Source organism: Pseudomonas sp. Irchel s3f10 (genome assembly GCF_900187515.1).
In the GTDB taxonomy this organism is placed as follows: Bacteria; Pseudomonadota; Gammaproteobacteria; order Pseudomonadales; family Pseudomonadaceae; genus Aquipseudomonas; species Aquipseudomonas tensinigenes.
On sequence record NZ_FYDZ01000001.1, the window covers coordinates 427,702 to 452,126 of the forward strand.

The 24,425-nt window shown below is 60.2% G+C and carries 18 protein-coding genes and 1 pseudogene; 8 read left to right on the forward strand and 11 right to left on the reverse strand.

Annotation, left to right across the window (positions count from 1 at the left end; genetic code table 11):
* Positions 1 to 2: 2 nt before the first annotated feature.
* The 4 genes and pseudogenes from CKW17_RS01865 to CKW17_RS01880 all read left to right on the forward strand — a co-directional run.
* Positions 3 to 1,961, forward strand: coding sequence for a MacB family efflux pump subunit (locus CKW17_RS01865; RefSeq protein ID WP_095118445.1), 1,959 nt, complete (start codon positions 3 to 5; stop codon positions 1,959 to 1,961).
* 674 nt (positions 1,962 to 2,635) lie between these two features.
* Positions 2,636 to 3,001, forward strand: a complete 366-nt coding sequence (locus CKW17_RS01870) for a DUF6124 family protein (protein WP_095118446.1) — start codon at positions 2,636 to 2,638, stop codon at positions 2,999 to 3,001.
* Between the two features lie 725 nt (positions 3,002 to 3,726).
* A complete protein-coding gene (locus tag CKW17_RS01875) occupies positions 3,727 to 4,092 on the forward strand; it encodes a DUF6124 family protein (RefSeq protein WP_095118447.1) in 366 nt (121 codons plus the stop codon).
* A gap of 92 nt (positions 4,093 to 4,184) precedes the next feature.
* A pseudogene (locus tag CKW17_RS01880) lies at positions 4,185 to 4,433 on the forward strand (DUF6124 family protein); the annotation flags it as partial.
* Positions 4,434 to 4,635: 202 nt separating this feature from the next.
* Here the strand turns inward: CKW17_RS01880 and CKW17_RS01885 are convergent.
* Together CKW17_RS01885 and CKW17_RS01890 are read right to left on the reverse strand one after the other, a co-directional pair.
* The gene (locus CKW17_RS01885; protein ID WP_095118449.1) at positions 4,636 to 5,382 is read right to left on the reverse strand and encodes a response regulator transcription factor; all 747 of its coding nucleotides are present in this window, start codon (positions 5,380 to 5,382) and stop codon (positions 4,636 to 4,638) included.
* Positions 5,383 to 5,517: 135 nt separating this feature from the next.
* Entirely contained in the window at positions 5,518 to 7,104 is a 1,587-nt protein-coding gene (locus CKW17_RS01890; protein WP_095118450.1) for a sensor domain-containing diguanylate cyclase, read from the reverse strand.
* Between the two features lie 211 nt (positions 7,105 to 7,315).
* Here CKW17_RS01890 and ycaC point away from each other — a divergent pair, with 211 nt between their 5' ends.
* Positions 7,316 to 7,948 (forward strand): isochorismate family cysteine hydrolase YcaC, encoded by a 633-nt coding sequence (gene ycaC, locus CKW17_RS01895; protein ID WP_007916011.1) that lies wholly within the window; start codon positions 7,316 to 7,318, stop codon positions 7,946 to 7,948.
* Between the two features lie 86 nt (positions 7,949 to 8,034).
* Here ycaC and CKW17_RS01900 read toward each other — a convergent pair whose 3' ends face one another.
* Both CKW17_RS01900 and CKW17_RS01905 read right to left on the reverse strand, forming a co-directional pair.
* Positions 8,035 to 9,057: an alpha/beta hydrolase gene (locus CKW17_RS01900; protein ID WP_095118451.1), complete on the reverse strand. Its 1,023-nt coding sequence runs from the start codon at positions 9,055 to 9,057 to the stop codon at positions 8,035 to 8,037.
* Positions 9,058 to 9,237: 180 nt separating this feature from the next.
* A complete protein-coding gene (locus tag CKW17_RS01905) occupies positions 9,238 to 10,494 on the reverse strand; it encodes an MFS transporter (RefSeq protein WP_095118452.1) in 1,257 nt (418 codons plus the stop codon).
* 265 nt (positions 10,495 to 10,759) lie between these two features.
* Here CKW17_RS01905 and CKW17_RS01910 point away from each other — a divergent pair, with 265 nt between their 5' ends.
* Complete coding sequence (locus CKW17_RS01910; RefSeq protein ID WP_095118453.1) at positions 10,760 to 12,307, forward strand: sensor domain-containing diguanylate cyclase; 1,548 nt, start codon at positions 10,760 to 10,762, stop codon at positions 12,305 to 12,307.
* On the opposite strand, the gene CKW17_RS01915 is transcribed toward CKW17_RS01910, so the two are convergent.
* The 4 genes from CKW17_RS01915 to CKW17_RS01930 all read right to left on the reverse strand — a co-directional run bounded on the left by CKW17_RS01915 (position 12,269) and on the right by CKW17_RS01930 (position 18,594).
* A complete protein-coding gene (locus CKW17_RS01915; protein WP_095118454.1) occupies positions 12,269 to 14,731 on the reverse strand; it encodes a PAS domain-containing protein in 2,463 nt (820 codons plus the stop codon). The genes CKW17_RS01910 and CKW17_RS01915 overlap by 39 nt on opposite strands.
* Positions 14,732 to 14,859: 128 nt before the next feature.
* Entirely contained in the window at positions 14,860 to 16,398 is a 1,539-nt protein-coding gene (locus tag CKW17_RS01920) for a cryptochrome/photolyase family protein (RefSeq protein ID WP_095118455.1), read from the reverse strand.
* Between the two features lie 289 nt (positions 16,399 to 16,687).
* Positions 16,688 to 17,812, reverse strand: coding sequence for an alkene reductase (locus CKW17_RS01925; protein WP_095118456.1), 1,125 nt, complete (start codon positions 17,810 to 17,812; stop codon positions 16,688 to 16,690).
* Positions 17,813 to 17,916: 104 nt separating this feature from the next.
* Positions 17,917 to 18,594 (reverse strand): type 1 glutamine amidotransferase domain-containing protein, encoded by a 678-nt coding sequence (locus CKW17_RS01930; RefSeq protein ID WP_095118457.1) that lies wholly within the window; start codon positions 18,592 to 18,594, stop codon positions 17,917 to 17,919.
* Between the two features lie 212 nt (positions 18,595 to 18,806).
* Here CKW17_RS01930 and CKW17_RS01935 point away from each other — a divergent pair, with 212 nt between their 5' ends.
* Positions 18,807 to 19,391 carry a TetR/AcrR family transcriptional regulator gene (locus CKW17_RS01935; RefSeq protein ID WP_095118458.1) on the forward strand — a complete coding sequence of 195 codons (585 nt, stop codon included), beginning with the start codon at positions 18,807 to 18,809 and terminating at the stop codon, positions 19,389 to 19,391.
* Positions 19,392 to 19,424: 33 nt separating this feature from the next.
* Here CKW17_RS01935 and CKW17_RS01940 read toward each other — a convergent pair whose 3' ends face one another.
* The gene (locus CKW17_RS01940; protein ID WP_095118459.1) at positions 19,425 to 20,129 is read right to left on the reverse strand and encodes a YafY family protein; all 705 of its coding nucleotides are present in this window, start codon (positions 20,127 to 20,129) and stop codon (positions 19,425 to 19,427) included.
* On the reverse strand, positions 20,129 to 21,076 hold the full coding sequence (locus CKW17_RS01945; protein WP_095118460.1) for an NAD(P)-dependent alcohol dehydrogenase: 948 nt from the start codon (positions 21,074 to 21,076) through the stop codon (positions 20,129 to 20,131). The genes CKW17_RS01940 and CKW17_RS01945 overlap by 1 nt, the downstream gene beginning before the upstream one ends.
* 306 nt (positions 21,077 to 21,382) lie before the next feature.
* Between CKW17_RS01945 and CKW17_RS01950 the strand changes: the two genes are divergently transcribed.
* Positions 21,383 to 22,093, forward strand: a complete 711-nt coding sequence (locus CKW17_RS01950) for a carboxymuconolactone decarboxylase family protein (RefSeq protein WP_225936809.1) — start codon at positions 21,383 to 21,385, stop codon at positions 22,091 to 22,093.
* 12 nt (positions 22,094 to 22,105) lie between these two features.
* On the opposite strand, the gene paoC is transcribed toward CKW17_RS01950, so the two are convergent.
* A complete protein-coding gene (gene paoC, locus CKW17_RS01955; RefSeq protein WP_095118462.1) occupies positions 22,106 to 24,316 on the reverse strand; it encodes an aldehyde oxidoreductase molybdenum-binding subunit PaoC in 2,211 nt (736 codons plus the stop codon).
* Between the last annotated feature and the right edge of the window lie 109 nt (positions 24,317 to 24,425).

The window sequence follows — 24,425 nt, forward strand, 5'->3', positions numbered from 1 at the left end:
GCATGACTGAGCCACTGCTACAGCTGACCGGCATCACGCGCAGCTTCACCGCCGGCGACCGCGAGTTTCTCGCGCTGAAGAACATCAACCTGACGATCCATGCCGGGGAAATGGTCGCGATTATCGGCGCTTCCGGCTCCGGCAAATCTACCTTGATGAACATCCTCGGTTGCCTCGACTACGCCACCGCCGGCAGCTACAAAATCAACGGCCAGGAAACCCGTGATCTGGACAATCAGGCACTCGCCGAGCTGCGCCGCGACTACTTCGGTTTCATCTTCCAGCGTTATCACTTGCTGCCGCATTTGAGCGCGATGCATAACGTCGAGATGCCGGCGATTTATGCCGGGACGCCGCAGCTTCAGCGCCACGCCCGCGCCCGTGAGTTGTTGGCGCGATTGGGTCTGGAAGGGCATTTGACGCATCGGCCGAGCCAGCTCTCCGGCGGTCAGCAGCAGCGGGTGAGTATCGCCCGGGCCTTGATGAACGGCGGCGAAGTGATCCTCGCCGACGAACCCACCGGCGCCCTCGATACCGCCAGCGGTAAAGAGGTGATGCGCATCCTGCTGGAGCTGCACGCGGCGGGACACACGGTGATTCTGGTGACCCACGACCCGAAAGTCGCCGCCAACGCCGAGCGCATCATTGAAGTCAGCGACGGCGAAATCCTCAGCGACCGCGCCAACGAACGCGACACCACGCACCTGCTCAGCGATGAACCGGTGGCGCCAAAAGCCACCGCTTCACGGCGGCTGGTGGCCAGTCTCGGACTGTTCAAAGAAGCGTTCGCCATGGCGTGGGTGGCGTTGATCTCGCACCGCATGCGCACCTTGCTGACCATGCTCGGTATCGTCATCGGTATCACTTCGGTGGTGTCAATTTCAGCGGTCGGCGAGGGCGCGAAGAACTATGTGCTCAAGGACATCGCCGCGATTGGCAGCAACACCATCGATGTCTATCCCGGCAGCAGTTACGGCGACAAACGTGCCGCGGCCATCGAAACCCTGACGCCGGCCGATGTCACCGCGCTGAATCAGCTGTACTACGTCGACAGCGCCACGCCGATGATCGGCCGCAGCCTGTTGCTGCGCTATCGCAACATCGACCTGGATGCGCAGGTCAACGGCGTCAGCGACCAGTACTTCAAGGTGCGCGGGATCAAGATGGCGGCCGGTATTGCGTTCAGCGAAAACGATGCGCGGCGCCAGGCACAGGTGGTGGTCATCGATCACAACACCCGGCAGCGCCTGTTCGGGCAAGACGTCGATCCATTGGGCCAGGTGATCCTGATCGGTAACCTGCCGTGCACGGTGATCGGCGTGGCCGCGCAGGATAAAAGCCTGTTCGCCTCGGGCAAGACCCTGAATGTCTGGGTGCCCTACGAAACCGCCGCCGGGCGGGTGTTGGGTCAGCGTTATCTGGACAGCATCAGCGTGCGCATGAAGGACGGCCAGCCGAGCAAAGTGGTGGAAGAGCACGTCACCCAACTGCTGCTGCAACGCCACGGCACCAAGGATTTTTTCACCAACAACCTCGACAGCGTCTTGCAGACCGTGCAGAAAACCAGCCGCTCGCTGGCATTGCTGCTGTCGCTGATTGCAGTGATTTCTTTGGTGGTCGGCGGTATCGGGGTGATGAACATCATGCTGGTGTCGGTGACCGAACGGACCCGCGAGATCGGTATACGCATGGCGGTGGGCGCGCGGCAGTCGGACATTCGTCAGCAGTTTCTGGTGGAGGCGGTGATGGTTTGCCTGTTGGGCGGGGCGATCGGGATTTCCCTGTCGTATGCGATCGGGCATCTGTTTTCGGTGTTTATCAAGGAATGGGAGATGGTGTTTTCGCTGGCGTCGGTGTTGACGGCGGTAGTGTGTTCGACGTTGATCGGGATTGTGTTTGGCTTTGTGCCAGCGCGGAATGCTTCGCGGCTTGATCCGATTGAGGCGTTGGCGCGGGATTGAGGAAGGCCCTCATCAAACCTGCTGGGTATTGCACGTGATGTTGGGCGAATTAGCGGTGAATCAGGCATTCGAGCACGTCGCGGGATTGCCCTCACCCTAACCCTCTCCCAGAGGGAGAGGGGACTGATCGCGGTGTTCTTTCGAGGTACGCCGACCTGAAATACCACGTCGAACTCAGGTTGTGAAAAGCACAAAGATCGGCTCCCTTTCCCCCTCGCCCCCCTTGGGGGGAGAGGGCTGGGGTGAGGGGGGAATCCTACTGACACACCGCAAAACCTGAAACCACCACCATCCAGTTTTTCCATCAATAAACACAACGCCGATTGCCCGTTTAAATTACACGACCCGTTACGTCATACCGCCTACAACACCTTGCGTCGTTACCTACGCGTACGCCAGAATCCGCCGGCTTACGCGGCTATGGGTCGGGATATATCGTTTGCCTGTCACTGCAAATCAGTGATCGGGTTTGCTAGCCCGCTTAGGTACCGCCGTATGGCGCCACCTTATGCAGTCTCTTTTTGCGGCTGCGTTTTATATGGTGGACATGCGTGGGGCTCATTCATGAGCGCCGGGTTTCCGTATCGACCGGTCTACCAACCCGCGCATGGCCGCCACCTTCGTTTGGTAGCGAAAGTGATGGCTCCGGTTAATTTCGATACGAGACTTTATCTATGTTCAAAGCCACACCCAACCCACCAGATACCGATCCAATCCCCTACGACGCCGCACTCGAACCTCAAAACATCAAAGAGGCTACAGAGCGGGCGATCAATTTCTACCTCAATCCTTCCGCGCTCAAAACCTCAAAACCCACCCGCAAAACCGGCAAGATCTACCTGATCGACCCCACCATCGACGACGAAACTCTGCTCGTTGAAGCCTACGAATCGTTGTCATCGGCCAGTGACATGGCCCGCGACCTTGCCGACTTGGTCGACAGTCCTCACCGCAAGAAAATGCTGATCCTGCAGCAGGTGATCATGTTGAGTGAATTGGTGGTGAGTCGCGTCCTCGACAATCAGCGCTTGCCCAACTAATTGCGAAACAGCCGCGTGAAGGAGCCTGCTCCCTCGCATCGTGCAAGTGGTGATGTTGGGGGAATTGGCGGTGAATCAGGCTTTGGAGCACGTCGCGGGAGTGCCCTCACCCTAACCCTCTCCCAGAGGTAGAGGGAACTGACCGAGGTGTTCTTTCGAGGTACGCCGACCTGAGATATCGCGTCGAACTCAGGGTTTGAACAGCACAAAGATCGGCTCAAAAGTCGAACTCAGTTTCGAATTCAACCGAGATCGGCTCCCTTTCCCCCTCGCCCCCCTTGGGGGGAGAGGGCTGGGGTGAGGGGGGAATATCACTGACACACCGCAAAACCTCGAACCACCGCCATCCAGTATTTCCATCAATAAACACAACGCCGATTGCCCGTTTAAATTACACGACCCGTTACGTCATACCGCCTACAACACCTTGCGTCGTTACCTACGCGTACGCCAGAATCCGCCGGCTTGTGCGCTTATCCCATGGGCTCTATCGTTTCCCTGCCACTGCCTATCAGTGGTCGGGTTTAGTAGCCCGATTGGTATTAGTAAGTGCATGAGTTCCATTTAGTCAGGTGCGTCTCTGCCTGCACTCAATGGTGGTTGTGCGCAGGGCGCCCTCGGGCGCGCCGGTCTTGCTAATTCCACCGGTCTACTAACCTGTGCACAGCCGCCACCCTTCTTTTAGTAGAGAACGGTCGCGGCCCTACTTCAGGAATTAGATGAATATGTTCAAAGTTACGCCGAACCCTCCGGACACTGATCCGATCCCTTACGACGCCGCACTCGAACCTCAAAACATCAAAGAGGCCACAGAACGGGCGATCAATTTCTACCTCAACCCTTCCGCGCTCAAAACCTCAAAACCCACTCGCAAAACCGGCAAGATCTACCTGATCGACCCCACCATCGACGACGAAACCCTGCTCGTTGAAGCCTACGAATCGTTGTCATCGGCCAGTGACATGGCCCGCGACCTTGCCGACTCGGTCGACAGCCCTCACCGCAAGAAAATGCTGATCCTGCAGCAGGTGATCATGTTGAGTGAATTGGTGGTGAGTCGCGTCCTCGACAATCAGCGCTTGCCCAACTAATTGCGAAACTGCCGCGCGAGGGAGCCTGCTCCCTCACTGCGCAGAAGGAGTTTGAGCAAATGTCAAAGACACCCGTTCCGCCGGTTACTGCAGCCAACATCATGGCCACGCCCTATACGCCCAACGCTATGTTCCGGGTCAACCCGCAAACCGATACCGAATCCCTGCTGGCAAACGCCTGTGAATCGCTGGCCTCGGCCTCGGTCATGTTGTGTGATTTTGCCGGGATGCTGGAGGGGCCGCATCGCCAGACCTTGCTGGGTATTGCGCAAGTGGTGATGTTGGGGGAATTGGCGGTGAATCAGGCTTTGGAGCACGTCGCGGGAGTGCCCTCACCCTAACCCTCTCCCAGGGGGAGAGGGGACTGACCGAGGTGTTCTTTCGAGATGCACCGACGTGAGATACCGAGTCGAACTCAGGTTTTGAACAGCACAAAGATCGGTTCCCTTTCCCCCTCGACCCCCTTGGGGGGAGAGGGCTGGGGTGAGGGGGGGAATCTCACTGACACACCCAAAAAACCGAAACCCTCTCAATCCCTGCGTATCAAGCCGCACTCGACGCCAACGCCTCCAACGGCGAATACATCCAGCGCATCAACGAATGCCGCCCGCTGATGCCCAACTTGATCGCCGCCCGTTTCAGATAACTCTCCACGGTGTTGACCTTCAGCGCCAACTGCTCGGCCAGTTCCGGCGCCGTGCGCCCGGCGAGCAGGCCGACACACACTTCGGTTTCGCGGTTCGACAGACTCAGCCCCAGTTGCTCCAGACGCTCGTCAAAGCGCAGGCGCAAGGTTTCCAGGCCGTTGCCTTCGGCTGACTCGGGTGGGCTTTGTGGATCAGGGCTGGACGGTTGCAGGGCGTTGATGTGTTTTTCCACCATCGGCAGCAGCACCGGGGAGATGTCCTGCAACAGGCTGCGTTCCTGCGCGGAAAAGCGCTGCGACTCGTCGTTGCGATACACCGAAATCACGTAGCGGTAGCCGTCCTTGCGCCGGGTCAGGTGCAGTTGCGAGGCGTCCGCGCTGGTCGCGGCCGGCGGATTCTGTAAATGGTGGGCCGCTGCACTGTGTTCGGAAAACACCGTTTCGGCGAGCAGGGCCGGCTCTTTCAGCGGCTCCGGCTCACTGCGGCTCGACGCGCGGCCCAGCGGTTCGACACGCATCTGCCGGATGTGCGTGGCGTCTACCGCCAGTTGCGTCAGGATCAGGTCATGCAGCATGCGCGGAAAATGCCGGCTGCCGGTGCTGGCAATGACCTTGCCGATGTGGGGGAACAAGTGTGAATTCATATGCGTGTCATCCCTGAGAAGCGTTAATTCAAAAACGTCTGCAGCACTGTCGACGATCTCCTTGGTCGACGAAATACCGCAGACTTGGATCCTATCCTAGTACAACGTTTGAGCGACGGTTTAATGAAGGTGTTATTAGCTCATAACCGCGACGTCGGGTTGCTTGCCCTGTGAGCACCAGCGGTTGCGGCCTTGCTGCTTGGCTTGATACAGGCAGGTATCGGCTGCTTTCAACAGGGTCGCCGGGGTTACCGTGTCATCGACTGGATGCCAAGTGGTAATCCCGGCGCTGGCGGTGACATAGCCCAATGTATGCCCGGCGTGCTCCAGTTTCAGTGCACGGATGGCCTGCAGTATGTCTTCGGTAACCTGAATGGCGCCGGCATTGTCGGTGTTGGGCAACAGCACGGTGAATTCTTCGCCGCCGTAGCGCACGGCGAGGTCACTCGGTCGTTTGACCGCTTGCTGGATCGCCTGCCCGACAGCGCTCAGGCAATCATCGCCCGCCGCATGGCCATACTGGTCGTTGTAGCGTTTGAAGTGGTCGACATCGAGCATGATCAATGACAGCGCCGAACCCTGTCGCCGCGCCAGACGGATTTCGTCCACCAGCGCGTTGTCCAGGCGTCGGCGGTTGCCCAGCCCGGTGAGGCTGTCGGTCAGCGCCATGTCGCGCATGGTCTGGTGCGCGTAGCGAATTTCCCGCTCCATGGCCATGCGCTGGCGCAACTGATGCAGCACGACCAGGCCGAAACCGCTGAGCACCAAAATCAGAAACACCAGCACGAAGCCGTTTTTCAGCAAATCCTGCTGCCACGGTTCGATGATCGAGTCCCGTGAAAGCCCGGCCTCGACCACCAGCGGATAGGTGGTGAGCGCGCGATAGCCATACAACCGCTCAGTGTCATCGACCACCGCGCGGACTTGCGCAATACCAGCGTTGGCGTTGGGCAGGTAGACCTTGAAGATCTCGCTGTTGGCCAGGCTTTTGCCGATCACCGAGGCGATGAACGGCCGGCGCACGAGGATGGTGCCGTCGCGTCTGGCCAGCACCAGTGCGCCTTTGTCATCGATTCTGAAATCGCCGTAATAGTCGACAAAGTAGCTGACCTTGACCGTGCCCAGCAGCACCCCGGCGAACGAGCCATCGGGATTGTTCAGGCGGCGGGAGACGGGAATGATCAGGTCATGGGTCGATCGGCTTTCCACCACATCACCGATGCGCACCTGCCGATCATCATGGCTGCGGTGATATTGAAAGTAATCGCGATCGGCATTGTTGGCGGTCTCGGGCGTGACTTCCTTGTCGGTAACGATCCACTGCCCATCCGCCCCGTAGATAAACAAGCCATGCAGCTGCGGCATGATTTTCGATTGCTGCACCAGCAGTTTGTGAATACGCGGCACGTCGAGGTTCTGCAGTCCGTCGCCTTCGATACGTTCACTCAGGGCGGCGGTCAGCACATCCATTTGCCGAATGGTGTCTTCGGCATGCTGTGCAGTGGCGCGGGCCAGGTTGGTCACCGAATCGCGCGCGGAGGCGAATGCAGCGCGATAGTCGCGCCAGGTGCGCCAACTCTCGACCGTCAGAAAGGCCAGTACCACCACCAGCATAAAGCTGACCGTAAGGCGGAATGTCGAGCCGGCGCGCACGGCGTTGCGGGCAGAGGCGGCTCTGCTTGGGTCTTCGGTGTTCGGCTCTGGCGGACGGCGTCCGAGCATGAACATCTCCTTTATTCATACGCAATGCATCGCAACAGTATGACAAGGATCGCCAGGAAGTTCGGAGCGGAGCATGTTTTATTGCCTGATTGTCCTGTTTGAGTGGACGGTGAAACGCTTTTCAGCCGATTTATCCCGTCCCCGTGCGTCAGTAATCTGTACCCAACTTGAACGCAACAACAACTTCAAAAACTCAAAAGGGACGCAGACCATGACCACTCCAACCTACAACCGCCTGAACAAAGACGACGCCATCGTGCTGCTGGTCGACCACCAGACCGGCCTGATTTCCCTGGTGCAGGACTTCTCGCCCAACGAATTCAAGAACAACGTGCTGGCCCTGGCCGATTTGGCGAAGTTCTTCGAACTGCCGACCATCCTCACCACCAGTTTCGAACAAGGCCCGAACGGCCCGCTGGTACCGGAACTGAAAGAAATGTTCCCGGATGCGCCGTACATCGCTCGTCCAGGCCAGATCAACGCCTGGGACAACGAAGATTTTGTGAAGGCGATCAAAGCCACCGGCCGTAAGCAGATCATCATTGCCGGTGTGGTGACGGATGTGTGTGTAGCGTTCCCGACCCTGTCGGCGCTCGCGGAAGGGTTTGATGTTTTTGTGGTGACTGACGCCTCCGGCACCTTCAACACCACCGTGCAACAAGCCGCATGGAGCCGCATGACTCAGGCCGGCGCACAGATGATGAACTGGTTCTCGGTGGCGTGTGAGCTGCATCGCGACTGGCGCAACGACATTGAAGGGCTGGGTAATCTGCTGTCGCAGCGGATCCCGAACTACCGCAACCTGATGAACAGCTACTCGGCGCTGACCGCTCAGCAAAAGTAAGCCTGCGCGACCGAACAAAAGCCTGCCCTGAAAAGCAGGCTTTTGTCGTGTCTGCGCTTTAAAGCGTTGGCAGCGTTGCGATGGCGTTACTTCAGGTTATGGCTGAAGAACGTGGTCAATTTGGCGAAGGGAATCAGGTTGACCCGGTCGTACAAGTCGACATGGCCGGCCCCTGGAATGATCAGCAGCTCTTTGGGCTCGGCCGCGCGCTGGTAAGCGTCTTCACTGAATTCGCGGGAGTGCGCCTGAGCGCCGGCAATGAACAGCAGCGGGCGCGGGGAGATGCTCTCGATGTCATTGAACGGGTATAAGTTCATGAACTTCACATTGCTGATCAGCGTCGGCATGGTGGTGGTCTGCGGCGAAGCACCGGCCGGGGTGACCTGGCCACGCGGGGTGCGGTAGAAATCGTAGAACTCGTCACCCACGGCATTGCCAGTGAGTTTGAGCGGTGTGCCGCCGGTGTAGCGGACCGGGCCGCCCCAGGACTGTGCGTTACGCTGCTGCGCCGCCTGTTCAATGATCGATTGGCGTTGCGCTGGCGTGAGCGAATGTTTGAGGCCGTTACGGTTGGCGGCGCCCATGTCGTACATGCTGACGGTGGCAATCGCCTTCAAACGTGGGTCGATCTTGGCGGCACTGATGGCGAAGCTGCCGCTGCCGCAAATACCGATGACGCCGATACGCTCGCGATCGACCAGTGGGCGAGTGCCGAGAAAGTCCACCGCCGCGCTGAAGTCTTCGGCATAAATGTCCGGCGCAACCGACTGGCGTGGCAGGCCCTCGCTTTCGCCCCAGAAGGACAAGTCAAACGACAGCGTGACGAAACCCTGTTCCGCCATTTTGGTCGCGTAGAGATTGGCGCTTTGCTCTTTCACCGCGCCCATCGGGTGGCCGACGATGATCGCGGCATTTTTTGACTGTGGGTCGAGATTCTTCAGGCTGAACAGATTGCCTGCGACCTTCATCCCGTACTGGTTCTTGAAGGTGACCTTTTCCACGGTCACTTTATTGCTGGTGTAGAAGTTGTCTGCGCCGTTCGACATATCGGCTCCCATGGCTGAAAAAGTACTGAAGAGCAGCCCGAAGGCCAAGCAAAAACCTTTCACTGGAATGTCCTTGCGATTGAGGGTGTATTCGTCTGAGCCTGTGCACGAACATTCTCTCGATCAGCGCCTCAGCGCCGAAGTGCATTCCTCTGGATTGCTTGCCTGATCCACTGAATCTGGATTTTCAACGCCGCGCAGACACGAGATGGCGGCGATCAGAGGGCAGGGTTGGGATATGGATTACGCTGAGGATTCAGCGCTGGCCTCGATCACGCCGCTTTCAGCCTGATGGCCACTGCGCTGAGTTTCCGGAACCCCGATCCCGAGCAACACAACCGCCACCGCCGCAATCGCGGCCAAGGTCAAAAACGCTGCGCTGTAACCGGCCTCCTGTACAACGAGTCCGGCGAGACCGTTGCTCAGCGCGGCGCCGAGTCCGAAAGCCGTCGTCAGTGCGCCGAGGCTGATGTTGAAGTGGCCGGTGCCCTGGGTGAGGTCCTTGACCATGATTGGAAACAAGGCGCCGAACAGACCGGCGCCAACGCCGTCCAGCAGTTGCACCGCGACCAGCCAATAAGCATCGTCCGACAGCGTATAGAGCACACCGCGCAACGGCAGGATCAGAAAACCGGCCAGTAGCAGCGGTTTGCGTCCCCACACATCGGCTTTCGCTCCGACCAGCAATGCCGCCGGCACCATCACCAGTTGCGCGGCGACGATGCAGGCCGAGGTCAGCGGAGTGGCCATCTGCAAATTGGCTTGCGCAAGTTTTTGGCTCACCAACGGCAACATCGCCGCATTGGCGAGGTGAAACAGCGCACAGCAAATGGCGAACAGCAGCAGCGGTCGGTTGCTCAACAGCACGGATAAACCGGAAGGCTGGCGATGCCCGGCGTCGGCCGGATCCAGTCCGCGTGCCAGATCATGGTCGATGGCTTCTGGCGAAACGCAGGCGATGGCAATGACACTGGCCAGCGCCATGGCCGCCATCAGATAGAACACCGCCACCGGGCCGAACAGATAAGCGAACACACCGGCGAGGAGGGCGGCGCAGGCGTTGCCGGCATGATTGAAGGTTTCATTGCGCCCGGTTCGTCGGGTAAACGCTCGTGGCCCGGTAATGCCCAGGGTAATCGCGCAAATGGCCGGGGCGAAGATCGAAGCGGCCATCGCACTCAGGGTTTGCGTCAACGCCACCCAAGTGAACGACGTCACGAAGGGCAGCAGCAGGCAACTGCCGGTCACCAGCAGGGCGGCGATCGCAATGAGCGCACGTTTGCGCCGGCTGTTGTCGACCCAGGCGCCGGCCGGCGTCTGGGTGATCAGCGCGGCGACTCCGGCGATGGTCATCACCAGGCCAATGCTGGCCGGCTCCCAGTGATGCACCGCCAATAAGTAAATGGCCAAGTAGGGGCCGAGGCCGTCGCGCACGTCGGCGAGGAAAAAATTGAGGCTGTCCAGTGACAGGTTATTGCGGCGATCGAGGTCAGCGGCCACGGCGGTATCTTCAATAGTTGAGGTTTGCGGATGGATTCAACCTCAGCAAGCCTAATGACCTGCGGCCATGAATATAAGTTGCAGACCGCTGCCGTGTCGTTGCGAAACAACGCCAAAGGCTTGAAAACGACGTTCCGTCATACGGTTGCTGCACGTTCGACGCGCTACTTGTATCCTTGCGCCGGTCGAGGACATACGACCGCTGTTATTGCCTTGAATCAGTAACGGCTGGAACGGGAAACCGGACTTTCCATTAGGTACTTTCGTGAAGCGTGATACCCACCTCGTCATCCTCTTGCTGCTGGTCATCGGCTGCTCCCTCGCGTCGCTGACCATCTGGAAAGTGCTGTCTTCGCGCGATCGCGCGCTGGAAGAGGTCAACGTGCACGGGTTGAACCTGACCCAGGCACTGGAGACCTATTCCGAAGGCATTGTCCGGCAAAGTTCGCTGCTGTTGCTCGGGCTGGTCGAACGCCTGGAAACCGAAGGCAGTGGCCCCACGCAGATCCAGCGCCTGAGTGCGCTGATCAACCGCCAGCAGCCGTTGATGCCACAAATGAGCGGTATCACCATCTATGACCGTCAGGGCCATTGGCTGATGTCGTCCAATCGACCGATCCCGGCGGGGGCCAATAGCAGTGATCGGGTCTACTTCATTCATCATCGTGACGACCCGAGCCGCGAACCTTTTATCGGGCCACCCATCCGTAGCCGCTCCAATCAGGAGTGGGTGATCACCGTCAGCCGCCGTTTCAACGATGATCGTGGCGAGTTCGCCGGGGTGGTGGCCGTGACGTTGGGCGTGGAAAACTTCCTGCGCCTGTTCGGCAAACTCGACGTCGGCCAGGACGGGGCCATCGGCTTGTCGTATACCGACGGCACGTTGCTGGTGCGCTATCCGTTCCGTGAGCAGGACATGGGGCGCAATTTTTCCAAGTCGCCGATCTACGCCAAGTACCTGGTCGATCAATCGGTCGGTACCGCGTCGTATACCTCCAGCCTGGATGGCGTCGAACGCCTCTACGCCTTCCGCAAAAGCGAGAAGTTGCCGCTGATCACCACGGTCGCCATCGGCAAGCGTGAAGCGCTCACGGCCTGGCGTACGGAGGCGCTGTTGTCGGCGGTGGTGGTGGCGGGGCTGTTGGGGCTTACTGGTCTGATCGGCTGGTTCTTGATCCTCGACATCCGGCGCCGGACCCAGATTGAAGGCGAACTGCGCATCGCTCAGCAGCAGTTGCTTGGCTCCAATCGGCAACTGGAACTGTTGGCCATGAAGGATGCGCTTACCGGGCTGGCGAATCGGCGCTGCTTCGACCAGACCCTGGCCACAGAGGCGCGGCGGGCAAAGCGCGACGGCTCGTCGCTGGCGTTGCTGATGATCGATATCGACTATTTCAAGCGGTTCAATGATGCGCTCGGGCATGTTGCCGGTGACGCCTGTCTGCAAACCGTCGGTCACGTGCTGGATGAGTGTGTGCGGCGGCCGTCGGACCTGGTGGCGCGCTACGGCGGCGAAGAGTTCGCGGTGATCATGCCCGACACCGATATTGACGGTGCCGAGGTGGTGGCGCAGCTGATAATCGAGCGCTTGCAGCAAGCCAACATTGCCCACCCCACCAGTCCCGAGACCCGCGTGAGCCTGAGCATCGGCATCGCCGCCGCGCGGGGTCCGCGCCTGGATCCGGTGAGCGCTCTGATCGAGTGCGCCGATCAAGCGCTGTATCAAGCGAAAACGGCAGGGCGCAACAGGTTCATGACATCCACTGCGCAACCCTCATTCGACGTCAATGGACAGCAGGCCACTAACCCGTGACACCAACGTGTCGACGGCAAACGGTTTGGTCAGCACCTGCATGCCCGGGCCGAGTTGACCGTTGCCGATCACCGAGTTTTCCGCGTATCCGGTAATGAACAAGGTCTTCAGCTTCGGCCTGATTTGCCTGCCCGCATCGGCCATCTGCCGGCCGTTCATGCCGCCCGGCAAACCGACATCGGTAATGAGCAGATCGATGTGCGCGCTAGAACGCAATACTTCCAGTCCCTCAACGCTGTCTGCCGCTTCGAGCAGGTTGTAGCCGAGATCGTTCAGCACATCCTTGAGCAGCATGCGGACAGTGGGTTCGTCGTCGACAATCAGGATGGTCTCACCGGCCTTGGCATGAGGCGTCGCTGAGCTTTGCGTGTCATCCTGATTGCGCTGCGTTTCGCCGAGGTAGCGCGGCAGGTAAATGCACATGACGGTGCCTTGCCCCACGGTCGATTGCACCCGCACCTGCCCGCCGGATTGCTTGGTGAAACCGTAGATCATCGACAGCCCCAGGCCCGTGCCCTGGCCCAGCGGTTTGGTGGTGAAAAATGGGTCGAAGGCCTTGGCGATCACTTCCGCACTCATACCGGTACCGGTGTCGGCGACCGACAAGCACAGGTATTGCCCTTCGGGCATTTCCCGTACGCGCGCTGATTCAGCATCCAGGGTTCGATTGGCGGTTTCGACGGTGATGCTGCCGCCATCGGGCATCGCATCGCGGGCGTTGATGCACAGGTTGAGCAGGGCGTTTTCCAGTTGGCTGGCATCGACCAGCGCCGGCCACAGATCGGCGGCAACGACCGTCTTCAGGCGAATGCTCGGGCCGACGGTGCGCTGGATCAGTTCGCTCATGCCGGCAATCAGTGCATTGACTTCAGTTGGCCGTGGATCGAGGGTCTGGCGCCGAGAGAAGGCCAGCAGACGGTGGGTGAGGGCGGTGGCGCGTTTGGCGGCGTCCTGGGCGATCTGCATGTATTTGTCGATGTCGTTCAGTCGGCCTTGGCCGATGCGTTTTTCCATCAGTTCAAGGGAGGCGCAGATGCCCGCCAGCAGGTTGTTGAAGTCATGGGCCAGACCGCCGGTGAGTTGCCCGACCGCTTCCATTTTCTGCGATTGGCGCAGCTTCTCTTCGGCCTGCATCAGGTCGGCGGTGCGTGCCGAGACCCGTTGTTCCAGTGTGTCATTGAGCGCCTTTAACGCGGCGGTGACCCGGTCGCGCTCGGCTTCGACATTGCGCCGGTCTTCGACATCGATGAGCACGCCGGGAAAGCGCAAAGGCGTGCCGTCTTCGGCGCACTCGACGCGGCCGTTCGCTTCAATCCAGGTGTATTGGCCATCCGCGCCGCGCACTCGGTATTGGTGGGAATAGGCACCTCCACGGGCAATGACTTCGTTGATCGCGGTGGTGAGTCCTTCCCTGTCATCCGGGTGAACGGTCATCACCACTTGCTCCAGACTCAGACCGTCGAGACCCCAGGCCGGGTCGAGGTCGAACACCCGCGCGAAGGCTTCATCGACGCTGAAGCGATCGCTGGGCAAGTGCCAGTGCCAGGTGCCGATAATGGCACCGGCGGCAAGGGCCAGTTGTACCCGCTCGACGTTTTCCCGGGCGACGGCTTCGCTGATGCGCAAGCGTTCTTGCGCGTCGCGGCGCTCGGTGACATCGCTGAAGAAGATCGCAATCTGCCGATCGGCCGGGTCGCCGACACGCACGGCGCGCACATCGAACCAGCGCTCGAAGGTGTTGGCGTAGTTCTCGAAGTTTGCTGGCTCGCCTGTTTTGGCCACATGGCCGTACGTCTCGAACCAGAATTTCTCCAGGTTGGGCGCAAACTCGGTGACCCACTTGCCCCGCAGGTTGACCCCGGCCTGACGCTCGAACGCCGGGTTGGCCTCGACAAAGTAATAGTCGATAGGGTGGTCGTCGGCGTCGAATTTGACTTTGACGATGGCGAAAGCTGCTTCGATGGTTTCCAGAATGGTGCTGAAGCGCTCTTCACTCTGGCGTAATGCCGTCTCGGCGCTGCGCGAACGGGTCAGGTCGAGCATCGCACCGATCATGCGTTCGGCTTCGCCATCGGCATTGCGGATCAAATGTCCGCGATCCAGGACTTCGGCGTATGAACCATCGTGGCAGAGGAAGCGGTACTCCGCGCTCCAGGTCGTGCCAGAGCCGTCAATCGCCGAGCGAATCGAGGTTGTCACGCGCGCGCGATCCTGCGTGTGAATCTGCGCAAATCGCCAGTCACACGTCGGCTCGATGGCTGCTGACGCGTAGCCATAGGCCTGTTGCAGCGAGTCGTTCCAGATGACCTGATTGGTTTTCAGATCCCAGTCCCAGACGGCGTCGCAGGTCGCCTTGACGGCCAGACGCAGGCGCGTGACCTCAGACTCAAGCTCCTCGCGAGTAAGCTGTTTCAGGATGTTCACCCTTCATGCGTTGATGGTTGGCTTGCGTTCAATTGGCGTGTCTCAAGCCATCGGCCTCACAAGCTTTGTCAGCCATTGACCCGGGGCCTCATGTTTAAGTTGCACACGGGCCAAAGGCACACGCGTTTTCATAGCGATTCGCCGCGATCCAGTCTGTCGAGCAGCCCTTGCCCGCGTTGCCACAAAGCCTGCTGTTTTTCCAACGGCATGCGATCAAGGTTTTTGTACATCATGCCCATGCGCTGATTGCTGCGCAGAAGGTCGCCGTGGCGCATCAGGAAATGCCAGTACAAGGCATTGAACGGGCAGGCGTTGTCGGCCGTGGTTTCACGCACCGAGTACGCACAGTCGCGACAATAATCGGACATCCGGTTGATGTATTGGCCGCTGGCGCAATAAGGTTTGGAACCGAGGTAGCCGCCGTCGGCGTGCATGACCATGCCGAGGGTGTTGGGCAGTTCGACCCAATCGAAAGCGTCCATGTAAATGGCCAGATACCATTCACAGATCTGGCTCGGCGCGATGCCGGCGAGCAGGGCGAAATTGCCGGTGACCATCAGGCGCTGTATGTGATGGGCGTAGGCGTGTTTGAGGCTTTGGCCGATGGCCTGGTGCATGCAGTTCATCTTTGTGTCGCCGGTCCAGTAAAACTCTGGCAGGCGCCGCGTGTTACCGAAGGCATTGCCCTCGGCGTATTCCGGCATGTGCAGCCAATAAACGCCCCGCACATATTCGCGCCAGCCGATCAGTTGGCGGATGAAGCCTTCGGCGGCATTCAGCGCGATGCTGCCGGACCAATAGGCCGACTCCACATCGGCGCAGAGTTGGCGCAGATCGAGCAAGCCAATGTTCAGTGCAGCGCTGATACGCGCATGAAACAGAAACGGTTCGTCACTGGCCATGGCGTCCTGATAATCGCCGAAGCCGGCCAGGCCGTAATCGAGAAAGTGCGCCCACAATGCCTCGGCATCGGCATGCGTCACCGGATAGTTGAAATCATCGAGGCTGCCGTAGTGACTGGCGAAGCGTTCCTTGACCAGTGCGAGAACTTCGAGGGTGATTGCATCGTTGGTAAAACCCGCCGGGTAGGGCGCCTTGACGGTTTTGGGCAGGGCTTTGCGATTGTCGGCGTCAAAGTTCCAGGCGCCGCCGACCGGCGTGCCGTCACCATTGAGCAGCAGACGACTTTTGCGGCGCATCTCGCGGTAGAAGAACTCCATGCGCAACTGCTTTTTGCCAGCGGCCCACGCACGGAATTCGTCGCGGCTGCAGAGGAAACGGTTATCGGCATGCCAGTGGATCGGCAAGCCACAATCCTTCAGTGATTGCTCCAGACGCCAGTCGCCGCATTCGCTCATGTGCAATTCGTTCGCCTGCAGCAGCGCCTGCCAGCGCTTTAATTCGCCGGGCACCGAGCCGCTGTTGTGCGGGTCGTCGAGGGTCACGTAATGCACGCAGAAGCCTTGGTCTTTCAGTGCCTGAGCGAAGTGACGCATGGCGCTGAAGATCAGGGCAATCTTCTGCGGGTGATGGGCAACATGGCTGGCTTCTTCCATGACCTCGACCAGCAGCACACGGTCTCGTTTGCCATCCAGACCGGCCAATGACGCCAGATCAAAAGAGAGCTGGTCACCCAGAACCAGGCACAGCCGATGGGTTTTGTTCATTTCACGGATTCAGCGTAGTGAGCAGCGAGCTGCCGAATGGACGTTTACATGTTAAGTCCAGATAGTTGTACAGATTGTAGTCATTGTATAGGTTTTTGTGCGGTGAATTGCGTGATATTCAGATCTCTCCTGAGGGAGCGAGCCTGCTCGCGAAGGCGTCGTCACATTCAACAGTGTGAGTGACTGACCCGCCGCTTTCGCGAGCAGGCTCGCTCCCACAAGAGCTTGCACTCCGACTCGGATAAACGCTCCCGCTGTTGTGGGAGCGCTTGACGCCGCGTGGAAAGGCTTAGCCGGGATAAACGGGGTAGTCGGTATAGCCCTCGGCGGTACCGCCATACACCGTCACGGGGTTCAACGCATTCAACGGCCAGTCATTGGCAATCCGCACAGGCAGATCGGGGTTGGCCATGAACGGGCGGCCAAATGCGACCAAGTCTGCCAGCCCGGAATCGAGCAGTTGCGCGCCGGATTCTGCGGTGTAACGCCCGGCATAAATGATCGCGCCGCTGAAGGTGTCGCGTACCGCCTGACGAAATGTGAGTGGCATCGCCGGGGCGTTGTCCCAGTCGGCTTCGGCGATCGACAGATAGGCGATGCCCACGTCCTGCAGCACTTTGATCGCTTCGATGTAAGTGGTGTGCGGATCTTCCTCGACCATGCCCAAATAGGTCCGCGCTTCATCAGTGGTGGTAAACAGTGGGGCGAAGCGCACGCCGACTTTTTCCTTGCCGATGCACTCGGCGACGCCGGCGACCACTTCCTTGAGAAAGCGCAGGCGGTTGTGCAGCGAGCCACCGTACTGATCGTCGCGCAAATTGCTGTGGGCGGAGATGAACTGGTTCACCAGATAACCGTTGGCGCAGTGCAATTCGATGCCGTCGAAACCGGCGTCCATCGCGTTGCGTGCGGCCTGGATATATAGCTGCACCAGTTCCTGAACTTCATCGGTGCTCAGCGCGCGAGGTGCCGACGGTGGCACCAGTTCACCGGCGCCGGGGGCGGTTTCGATAAACACGCTGACCCGATCTGTAGCCACGGCGGAGGCCGAAACCGGGGCAGCACCGTCGGGTTGCAGCGCGGTGTGGGAGACACGGCCGACGTGCCACAGCTGCGCGAAAATCACCCCGTCCACGGCATGCACCGCCTCGGTGACTTTGCGCCATCCGGCGATTTGCTCAGGCGTATGAATGCCCGGCGTCCACGCATAACCCTGGCCACGAGGTTCAATCTGCGTGCCTTCGGTGACCAGCAAACCCGCGCCGGCGCGCTGTTGGTAATACTCGGCCATCAGCTCATTGGCAATATTGCCCGGCTGGGTACTGCGCTGGCGGGTGAGGGGCGGCAGGACGATGCGGTTTTTCAGGGTGTGATGGCCGAGTTTGGCCGGGGTGAAGAAAGGGCTGCTATTCATGGATTACCTTATCTTTGGGTTTATTAGACCAGTCGACTATTTATCAGGTGAAAAAATAACGCCGGGCAATATGCACCCGGCGTTAGGAGGTTGGACGCGAGGGTTTAGCCCAGCATTTCCAGCAGTTTTTTTGCGACGGCGGCAGAGCTGGCAGGGTTCTGGCCAGTGACCAGTTGCCCGTCGGCAACCACATGAACCTGCCAGTCAGCGACTTTCGAGTAATAACCGCCGAGGCGCTGGAACTCGTCCTCGATCAGGAACGGCACCACGTCTGTCAGGCCAACGGCCTCTTCTTCGGCATTGGTGAAACCGGTGACCTGGCGGTGCTGCACCAGCGGTTTGCCGTCAGCGGTGAGGGCGTGACGCAACACACCTGGCGCATGGCAGACAAACCCGTGGGGCTTGTTGGCGCGGTCAAACGCTTCGATCAATGCGATCGACTGCTTGTCTTCGGCCAGATCCCACAGCGGGCCGTGGCCGCCCGGGTAAAACACGGCATCGAAATCATCAGCGCTGACGTCGGCCAAGCGGCCGGTATTGGCCAGTGCCTGCTGCGCGGCGGAGTCTTTGCGGAAGCGATCAGTCTCGGCAGTCTGGGCATCAGGCTCATCGCTTTTCGGGTCCAGCGGCGGCTGGCCACCGGCCGGCGAGACCAACGTGACGTCGACGCCGGCGTCCTTGAAGGCGTAGTAGGGCGCGGCGAACTCTTCCAGCCAGAAGCCGGTTTTCTTGCCGGTGTTGCCGAGTTGATCGTGGGAAGTCAAAACCATCAGGATTTTCATAGAGCACCTTGAGTCGATCAGGTGTCTTCGATTGAGCGAAGGATTCGCACATCGGCCACACCGGTCAGAAAACGTTTGTCGGGGCGCAGCATAGATTCCAATTAGACCAGTCGTCTAGTAATTTTTTATCCTGCGGTTTTTCATCGACAGGTATGGCAAACTTCCGTTCCTCGAAATATACGACTGGTCTATTGCCTGGTAATGTGCGCCCGATGAAACCGACCTACGACGACACCCGCCAACACTTGCTCGACACCGGCCACCGGATGATGGCCGAGAAGGGCTTCACCAGTGTCGGCCTCAACGAAATCCTGCAAACCGCCGGTGTGCCCAAGGGTTCGTTCTATCACTACTTCAAATCCAAAGAGTTGTACGGTCAGGCGTTGCTGGCGGATTACTTCGTCGGCTACCTCGCCGACATGGAACGGCGCCTGACGCTGCCGGGGCTGAGCGCCTATGAGCGGCTGATGGATTACTGGCAGGGCTGGCAGAACCGCTGCACCCTCGAAGGCCACGGCGATGAGTGTCTGGTGGTGAAACTCAGCGCCGAAGTCGCCGACCTGTCGGAGTCGATGCGCCTGACCTTGCGCGATGGCGCCGAGCAAGTGGTGGCGCGCATCACTCTGTGCATCGAGCAGGGCCAGGCCGAAAACAGCCTGCCCGCAGGCGACGCCCGGCATCTGGCGGAAACCCTTTATCAGCTGTGGTTGGGCGCCAGTTTGCTGAACAAATTGCAGCGTACCGGGCAGTCGCTGCAGACCTCGATGGCGATGACCCGACAACTGCTGGCGGTGTGAGCGGCGGGGCCGTTGTGGCCCAGGTTACATGGCTCAACACACCTCGCCCTGACTGTTGCAGGGCCGCACATCCTCGGCACGCCATTGTTTGATCAAGCGTCGGCGGTCAGGCGCGTAGTGTTCGACGAGCACCTGCACCGTCGCAAGGTCAGCCATATCGATCACGCGAAACCGGCTGTCGCCTTCGCACCACGCTGCGATGCAGCGCTTGCCCTCGATAAAACCCAACATGATCGGCCAGATGATGTGTTCGGCGGCCTCCGCATGTTCGAGCGCTAGCGCGATGCGCAGCTTGTTCTGCTCGCGCAGCGCCCGACGAATCTCGCTGAGGTCGATGGTTGTGCCGAGCTTGTGCGGCTTGGCCACGTAAAAGGTTTCGTCTTCAAAGATCGGCCGCATCTGCGCGGGCAGCACGGCACTGATTTTCGCCAGGGCATTGTTGACGGCGCCCGCGAGTTGGCTGTCGGTCTGCCGGCTGACCCATTGCGCGCCGATGACCAAGGCCTGTATTTCCTCGGCGCTGAACGATAACGGCGGCAGGACAAAGCCGGGCTTGAGCACATACCCAAGACCCGGCTCGCCGTCGATCTCGGCCCCCATGCCTTGCAGCGTGACGATGTCGCGGCGAATCGTGCGCAACGACACGCCCAATTCAGCCGCCAAGGCCTTGCCGGACACCGTACGACGATGACGCCGCAGCGCTTGCATCAGCTCAAACAGACGATGACTTCTGGCCATTAACGCTCCATGGCGACGACACCTTTGCCGCCGAGTTTGCGGCCCTGTTCGAGCTCGCGGATCAGTTGTATGGCGCCGTCCAGCGGCACCACTTCTCCTAGCCGAATCTTCAAGCGTGCCTCACTGGCGGCACTGGCCAGTGTTTCGAGGATTTCGTGTCGCGGTGTGCCAATGACCAGTTTCAGTCGCCGATCAATCAGGCCACGCAGGAATTTACCCGGACCCGGATTGAGATCAAGCAAACAGCCGCCCGGACGCAGCAATCCGATACCGGTCGAGACCGTCATCGTCGCGGCCGTGTCATACACCACATCGAAGCGCGCCGGCAGTCTTGTCAGGTCCGTTAACCGGTAGTCGTAGACGGTCGATACCCCCAGCGCCTGTGCCCGGGCAACGTCCGACGCGCTGCAACTGCCCGATACCGTGGCCCCCGACATCAGGGCGATCTGCACCGCCGCTTCGCCGACAGCCCCGGCGCAACCATTGATGAAAACCTGCTGATTGGCTTGCAGTCTGGCCTTGTCGATCAGCCCGTTCCACGCGGTAATGCCCGGTGTGCCAAGGCACGCCGCATCGGCGAAGGAAAGAGTATCCGGTTTGCTCGCCAGAAAGTCCTCCCTGGTCACGACGGCTTCGCCCAATGCGCCACTTTCTTTAAAGCGGGATAGCCCGAAAACCGCGTCGCCGACCTGGAAGCGGCTGACGCTCGCCCCAACCGCAAGAACCACGCCAGAGAAATCCATACCCATCGCGCGCGGAAACGTTCTGCCCGTGATCAGCTTCATCCGGCCCTGACGCAACTTCCAGTCAATGGGGTTGATCGCTGCAAATCTGACCTGCACGAGCACTTCATCCTTGCCGGGTGCTGGCAACTGGAATGCTTCGACGCGCATCACGTCCGGACCGCCGTAGCGCGAATACTGAATACGTTTATAGCCTGCTGACATGTTGGGTTCGCCTTCCGAGAGTGGACATGACACCGACTCTATAACGGGGCAGTGCCAGTTTTTGGCACCATTCGCTTTCTATGGAGGAGGCAGATTGATGAGCGGTGTTCATGACTTCATGACGCTGAGCGCAGATAGTCGCAAGATCCTCGTCGGTTTACCGTAGCGGCTGATTATCCCGTCAGCAGGAGCTTAACGATGGCAGCACTCCCGGTTCGTAGCGTGACCCACTCCAGCCGGCTTCTGTTGACGGCCATCGCACTGTTGCTGACAGCCTGTGCTTCAACTGAAAAAGGTTCGACCTCCATGAAACGTTCACCTGCAATGACCTCCGACGCCGCGGCTGCCGTGTCCCCGGCACTGGCTCATAACACCGATGCCATGTTGTTTGGCGAAGTATGGAAACGCCCGGGATTGTCAGCGCGTGACCGCAGTCTGGTGACGGTTGCGGTGTTGATTGCACGCGGGCAAACCGCCGAGATGGCCGCGCAATTCAACCTTGCGCTGGACAACGGTGTCACGCCGCTTGAGCTGTCCGAAACGCTCAATCACCTGGCGTTTTATTCCGGTTGGGGCAATGCGTCAGCGGCTCTGCCTATCGCCGGCGAAGTGTTCAGCGCGCGCGACATTGTTGCTGCGCAATTGGCACCGGTTGCGCCGTCGTTGCTGCCGCTGGACCAGGCTCGCGAAGCTGACCGCGTGGAGCGCGTGAATGCGGCGGTGGGATCAGTGGCGCCGGGGCTGGTCGAGTTCACCACCAAAGCGCTGTTCCGCGATCTGTGGCTGCGGCCAGGTCTGGCGCCTCGCGATCGCAGCCTGATCACGGTCAGTTCGTTGGTGGCCAACGGGCAGACCGGCCAGGTCGGCTATCACCTGGGTCGGGCGATGGACAATGGTTTGAGCCAGACCGAAGCGGCGGAAATGATTACCCAACTGGCGTTCTACGCCGGATGGCCGAATGCGTTTTCCGCCGTGCCGGTGTTCAAGGAAGTGTTCAGCCAGCGCGCGCCGGGCTGACTGAACAGGGCGTCAAATCTGCTCCGGCAAGTGCGCGATAAGTTTGTCCAGCGTGATCGGATAATCGCGCACGCGCACGCCGGTGGCGTTGTAAATCGCATTGGCGATGGCCGCTGCGGCGCCACTGATGCCCAACTCGCCGACACCTTTGGCCTTGAGCGGCGTGGCGTAGGGGTCGACCTCATCGAGAAAAATCACCTGCTGATGGGGAATGTCGGCGTGCACCGGCACTTCGTAACCGGCGAGGTCATGGTTGACGAAAAAACCAAGGCGCTTGTCGACCTGCAGTTCTTCCATCAGTGCGGCCCCGGCGCCCATGGTCATGCCGCCGATGATCTGGCTGCGCGCGGTCTTCGGATTGAGAATCCGCCCAGCTGCGCAGACCGCCAATTGGCGACGCAAGCGTATCTCGCCGGTCGCCGCGTTGACCGCCACTTCGGCGAAATGTGCGCCGAAGGTCTGCTGGGCAAAGCGCTGGGCCAGATCGCCGAATTCCATGCGGTCTTCGCCAACGAGATCGCCTGCGGCCGCCGCCTGAGCCAAAGGAAAATGCCGCGTGCCATCGTGCACCTCGCCGTGGGCAAATTCGGCCGTTTGCGGATCAAATCCGACGGCGCGGGCAGCGGCTTCGCGCAACTTGACGCAAGCGGCATAGACCCCGGCGGTAGACGACGCTGCACCCCATTGCCCGCCCGATCCCGACGACTCCGGAAAGCGCGAGTCGCCAAGGCGCACTTCGACCCGGTCCAGTTCCACACCCATCATCTCGGCGGCGGTTTGCGCAATGATCGTGTAGCTGCCGGTGCCGATATCAGTCATGTCGGTTTCGACAGTGATTGTGCCGTGCCGATCAAGACGCACAAGGGCCGCCGATGCGGTGGTTGGCGCGCCACGTATGGCGGACGCCAGACCGATGCCGATCAGCCAGCCATTCTCCAGACGTTGCCCGGCGCTTGCGTTGCGCTGGTGCCAGCCGAAGTGCTCGGCGCCGGTTTGTAAACACTCGACGAGTTGCCGTGTCGAGAACGGGCGCGATGGCTGTTCGGGGTCGACCTGGGTGTCGTTGAGCAGGCGCAACTGCAGTGGGTCGATGCCGAGTTTTTCCGCCAGTTCATCCATGGCAATTTCCAGCGCCATCATCCCCGGTGCTTCCCCCGGCGCGCGCATGGCCGAGCCTTCAGCCAGGTCCAGCACGGCAAGATTCAAGCGGGTCATGCGGTTGGCGCCAGCGTAGAGCAAACGTGTCGAGGCCGTCGCGGCTTCGGCCCGGCCCCCGGGCAGGTTGCCTGACCAACTCTCATGGCCGATGGCAGTGATCAAGCCTTCGCGGCTGGCACCGAGGCGAATGCGTTGGAGCGTCGCGGGGCGATGGGTCAAATTGTTGAACATCAGCGGACGTGGCAGCGCGACTTTCACCGGGCGCCCGGCGTGGCGTGCCGCCAGCGCCGCCAGCACCGCGTCACACAGGATCGTACCTTTACCGCCGAAACCGCCGCCGATGTAGGGCGATATCGAACGAATATCTTCTTTGTTTATGCCGAGTGTCCTGGCCAGATCGCGCACGCCCCAGTTGATCTGCTGGATCGACGTCCACAACGTCAGCGAATTGCCGTTCCACTGGGCGATGGTGGCGTGGGGTTCCATCATCGCGTGCGCCTGATCCGGCGTGCTGTAGTGCTGGTCGATCTGGATCGGTGCGGCGCTGAAGGCACCTTCGAAATCTCCGGTCTGCGTCTGCGGCGGAGGGCCGAAACCGGCGGGCGGGGGCGGGGTCGCCGAGTCCTTGGCGGCCGCCAGATCGAACGCGCCGGGTTCGGCGACATAGGTGATGTCCAGCAGGTGGGCGGCGCTGCGGGCCTCTTCAAATGTCTGCGCGACGACGATCGCGACAGCCTGGTGATAGTGGTCCACCTGCGGGCCGGCCAAGGCGCGCGCGACATAGAACTCGCCCTTGGCCAAAGGCCCGGCATTCTCGTAGGTGACGATCGCGATCACCCCGGAACTGTTGCTCGCCTGCGTCGAGTCGATCGAGGCAATTCGTCCCTTGCCGATCCCGGCGCCGACGATATACCCATAGGCCGGATTGGGCACTGCGGCATGTTGTTCATACGCGTAGGGCGCGGTCCCGGTGGTTTTCAACTTGCCATCGATGCGGTCGGCGGGCTGGCCGATGACGTTCAATTGATCGATCGGATTAGTGCCGGCCGGTGTGTCGAATTTCATCGCTGAGTTCCTCTTCGGGCGGGCTGTCGGCCACCGCCGGGCGTCTCAGCGCCAGCGTTTGCAGGCCATATCGCCTACGAGCCTAGGCCATTGAAACGCATCTGATAAT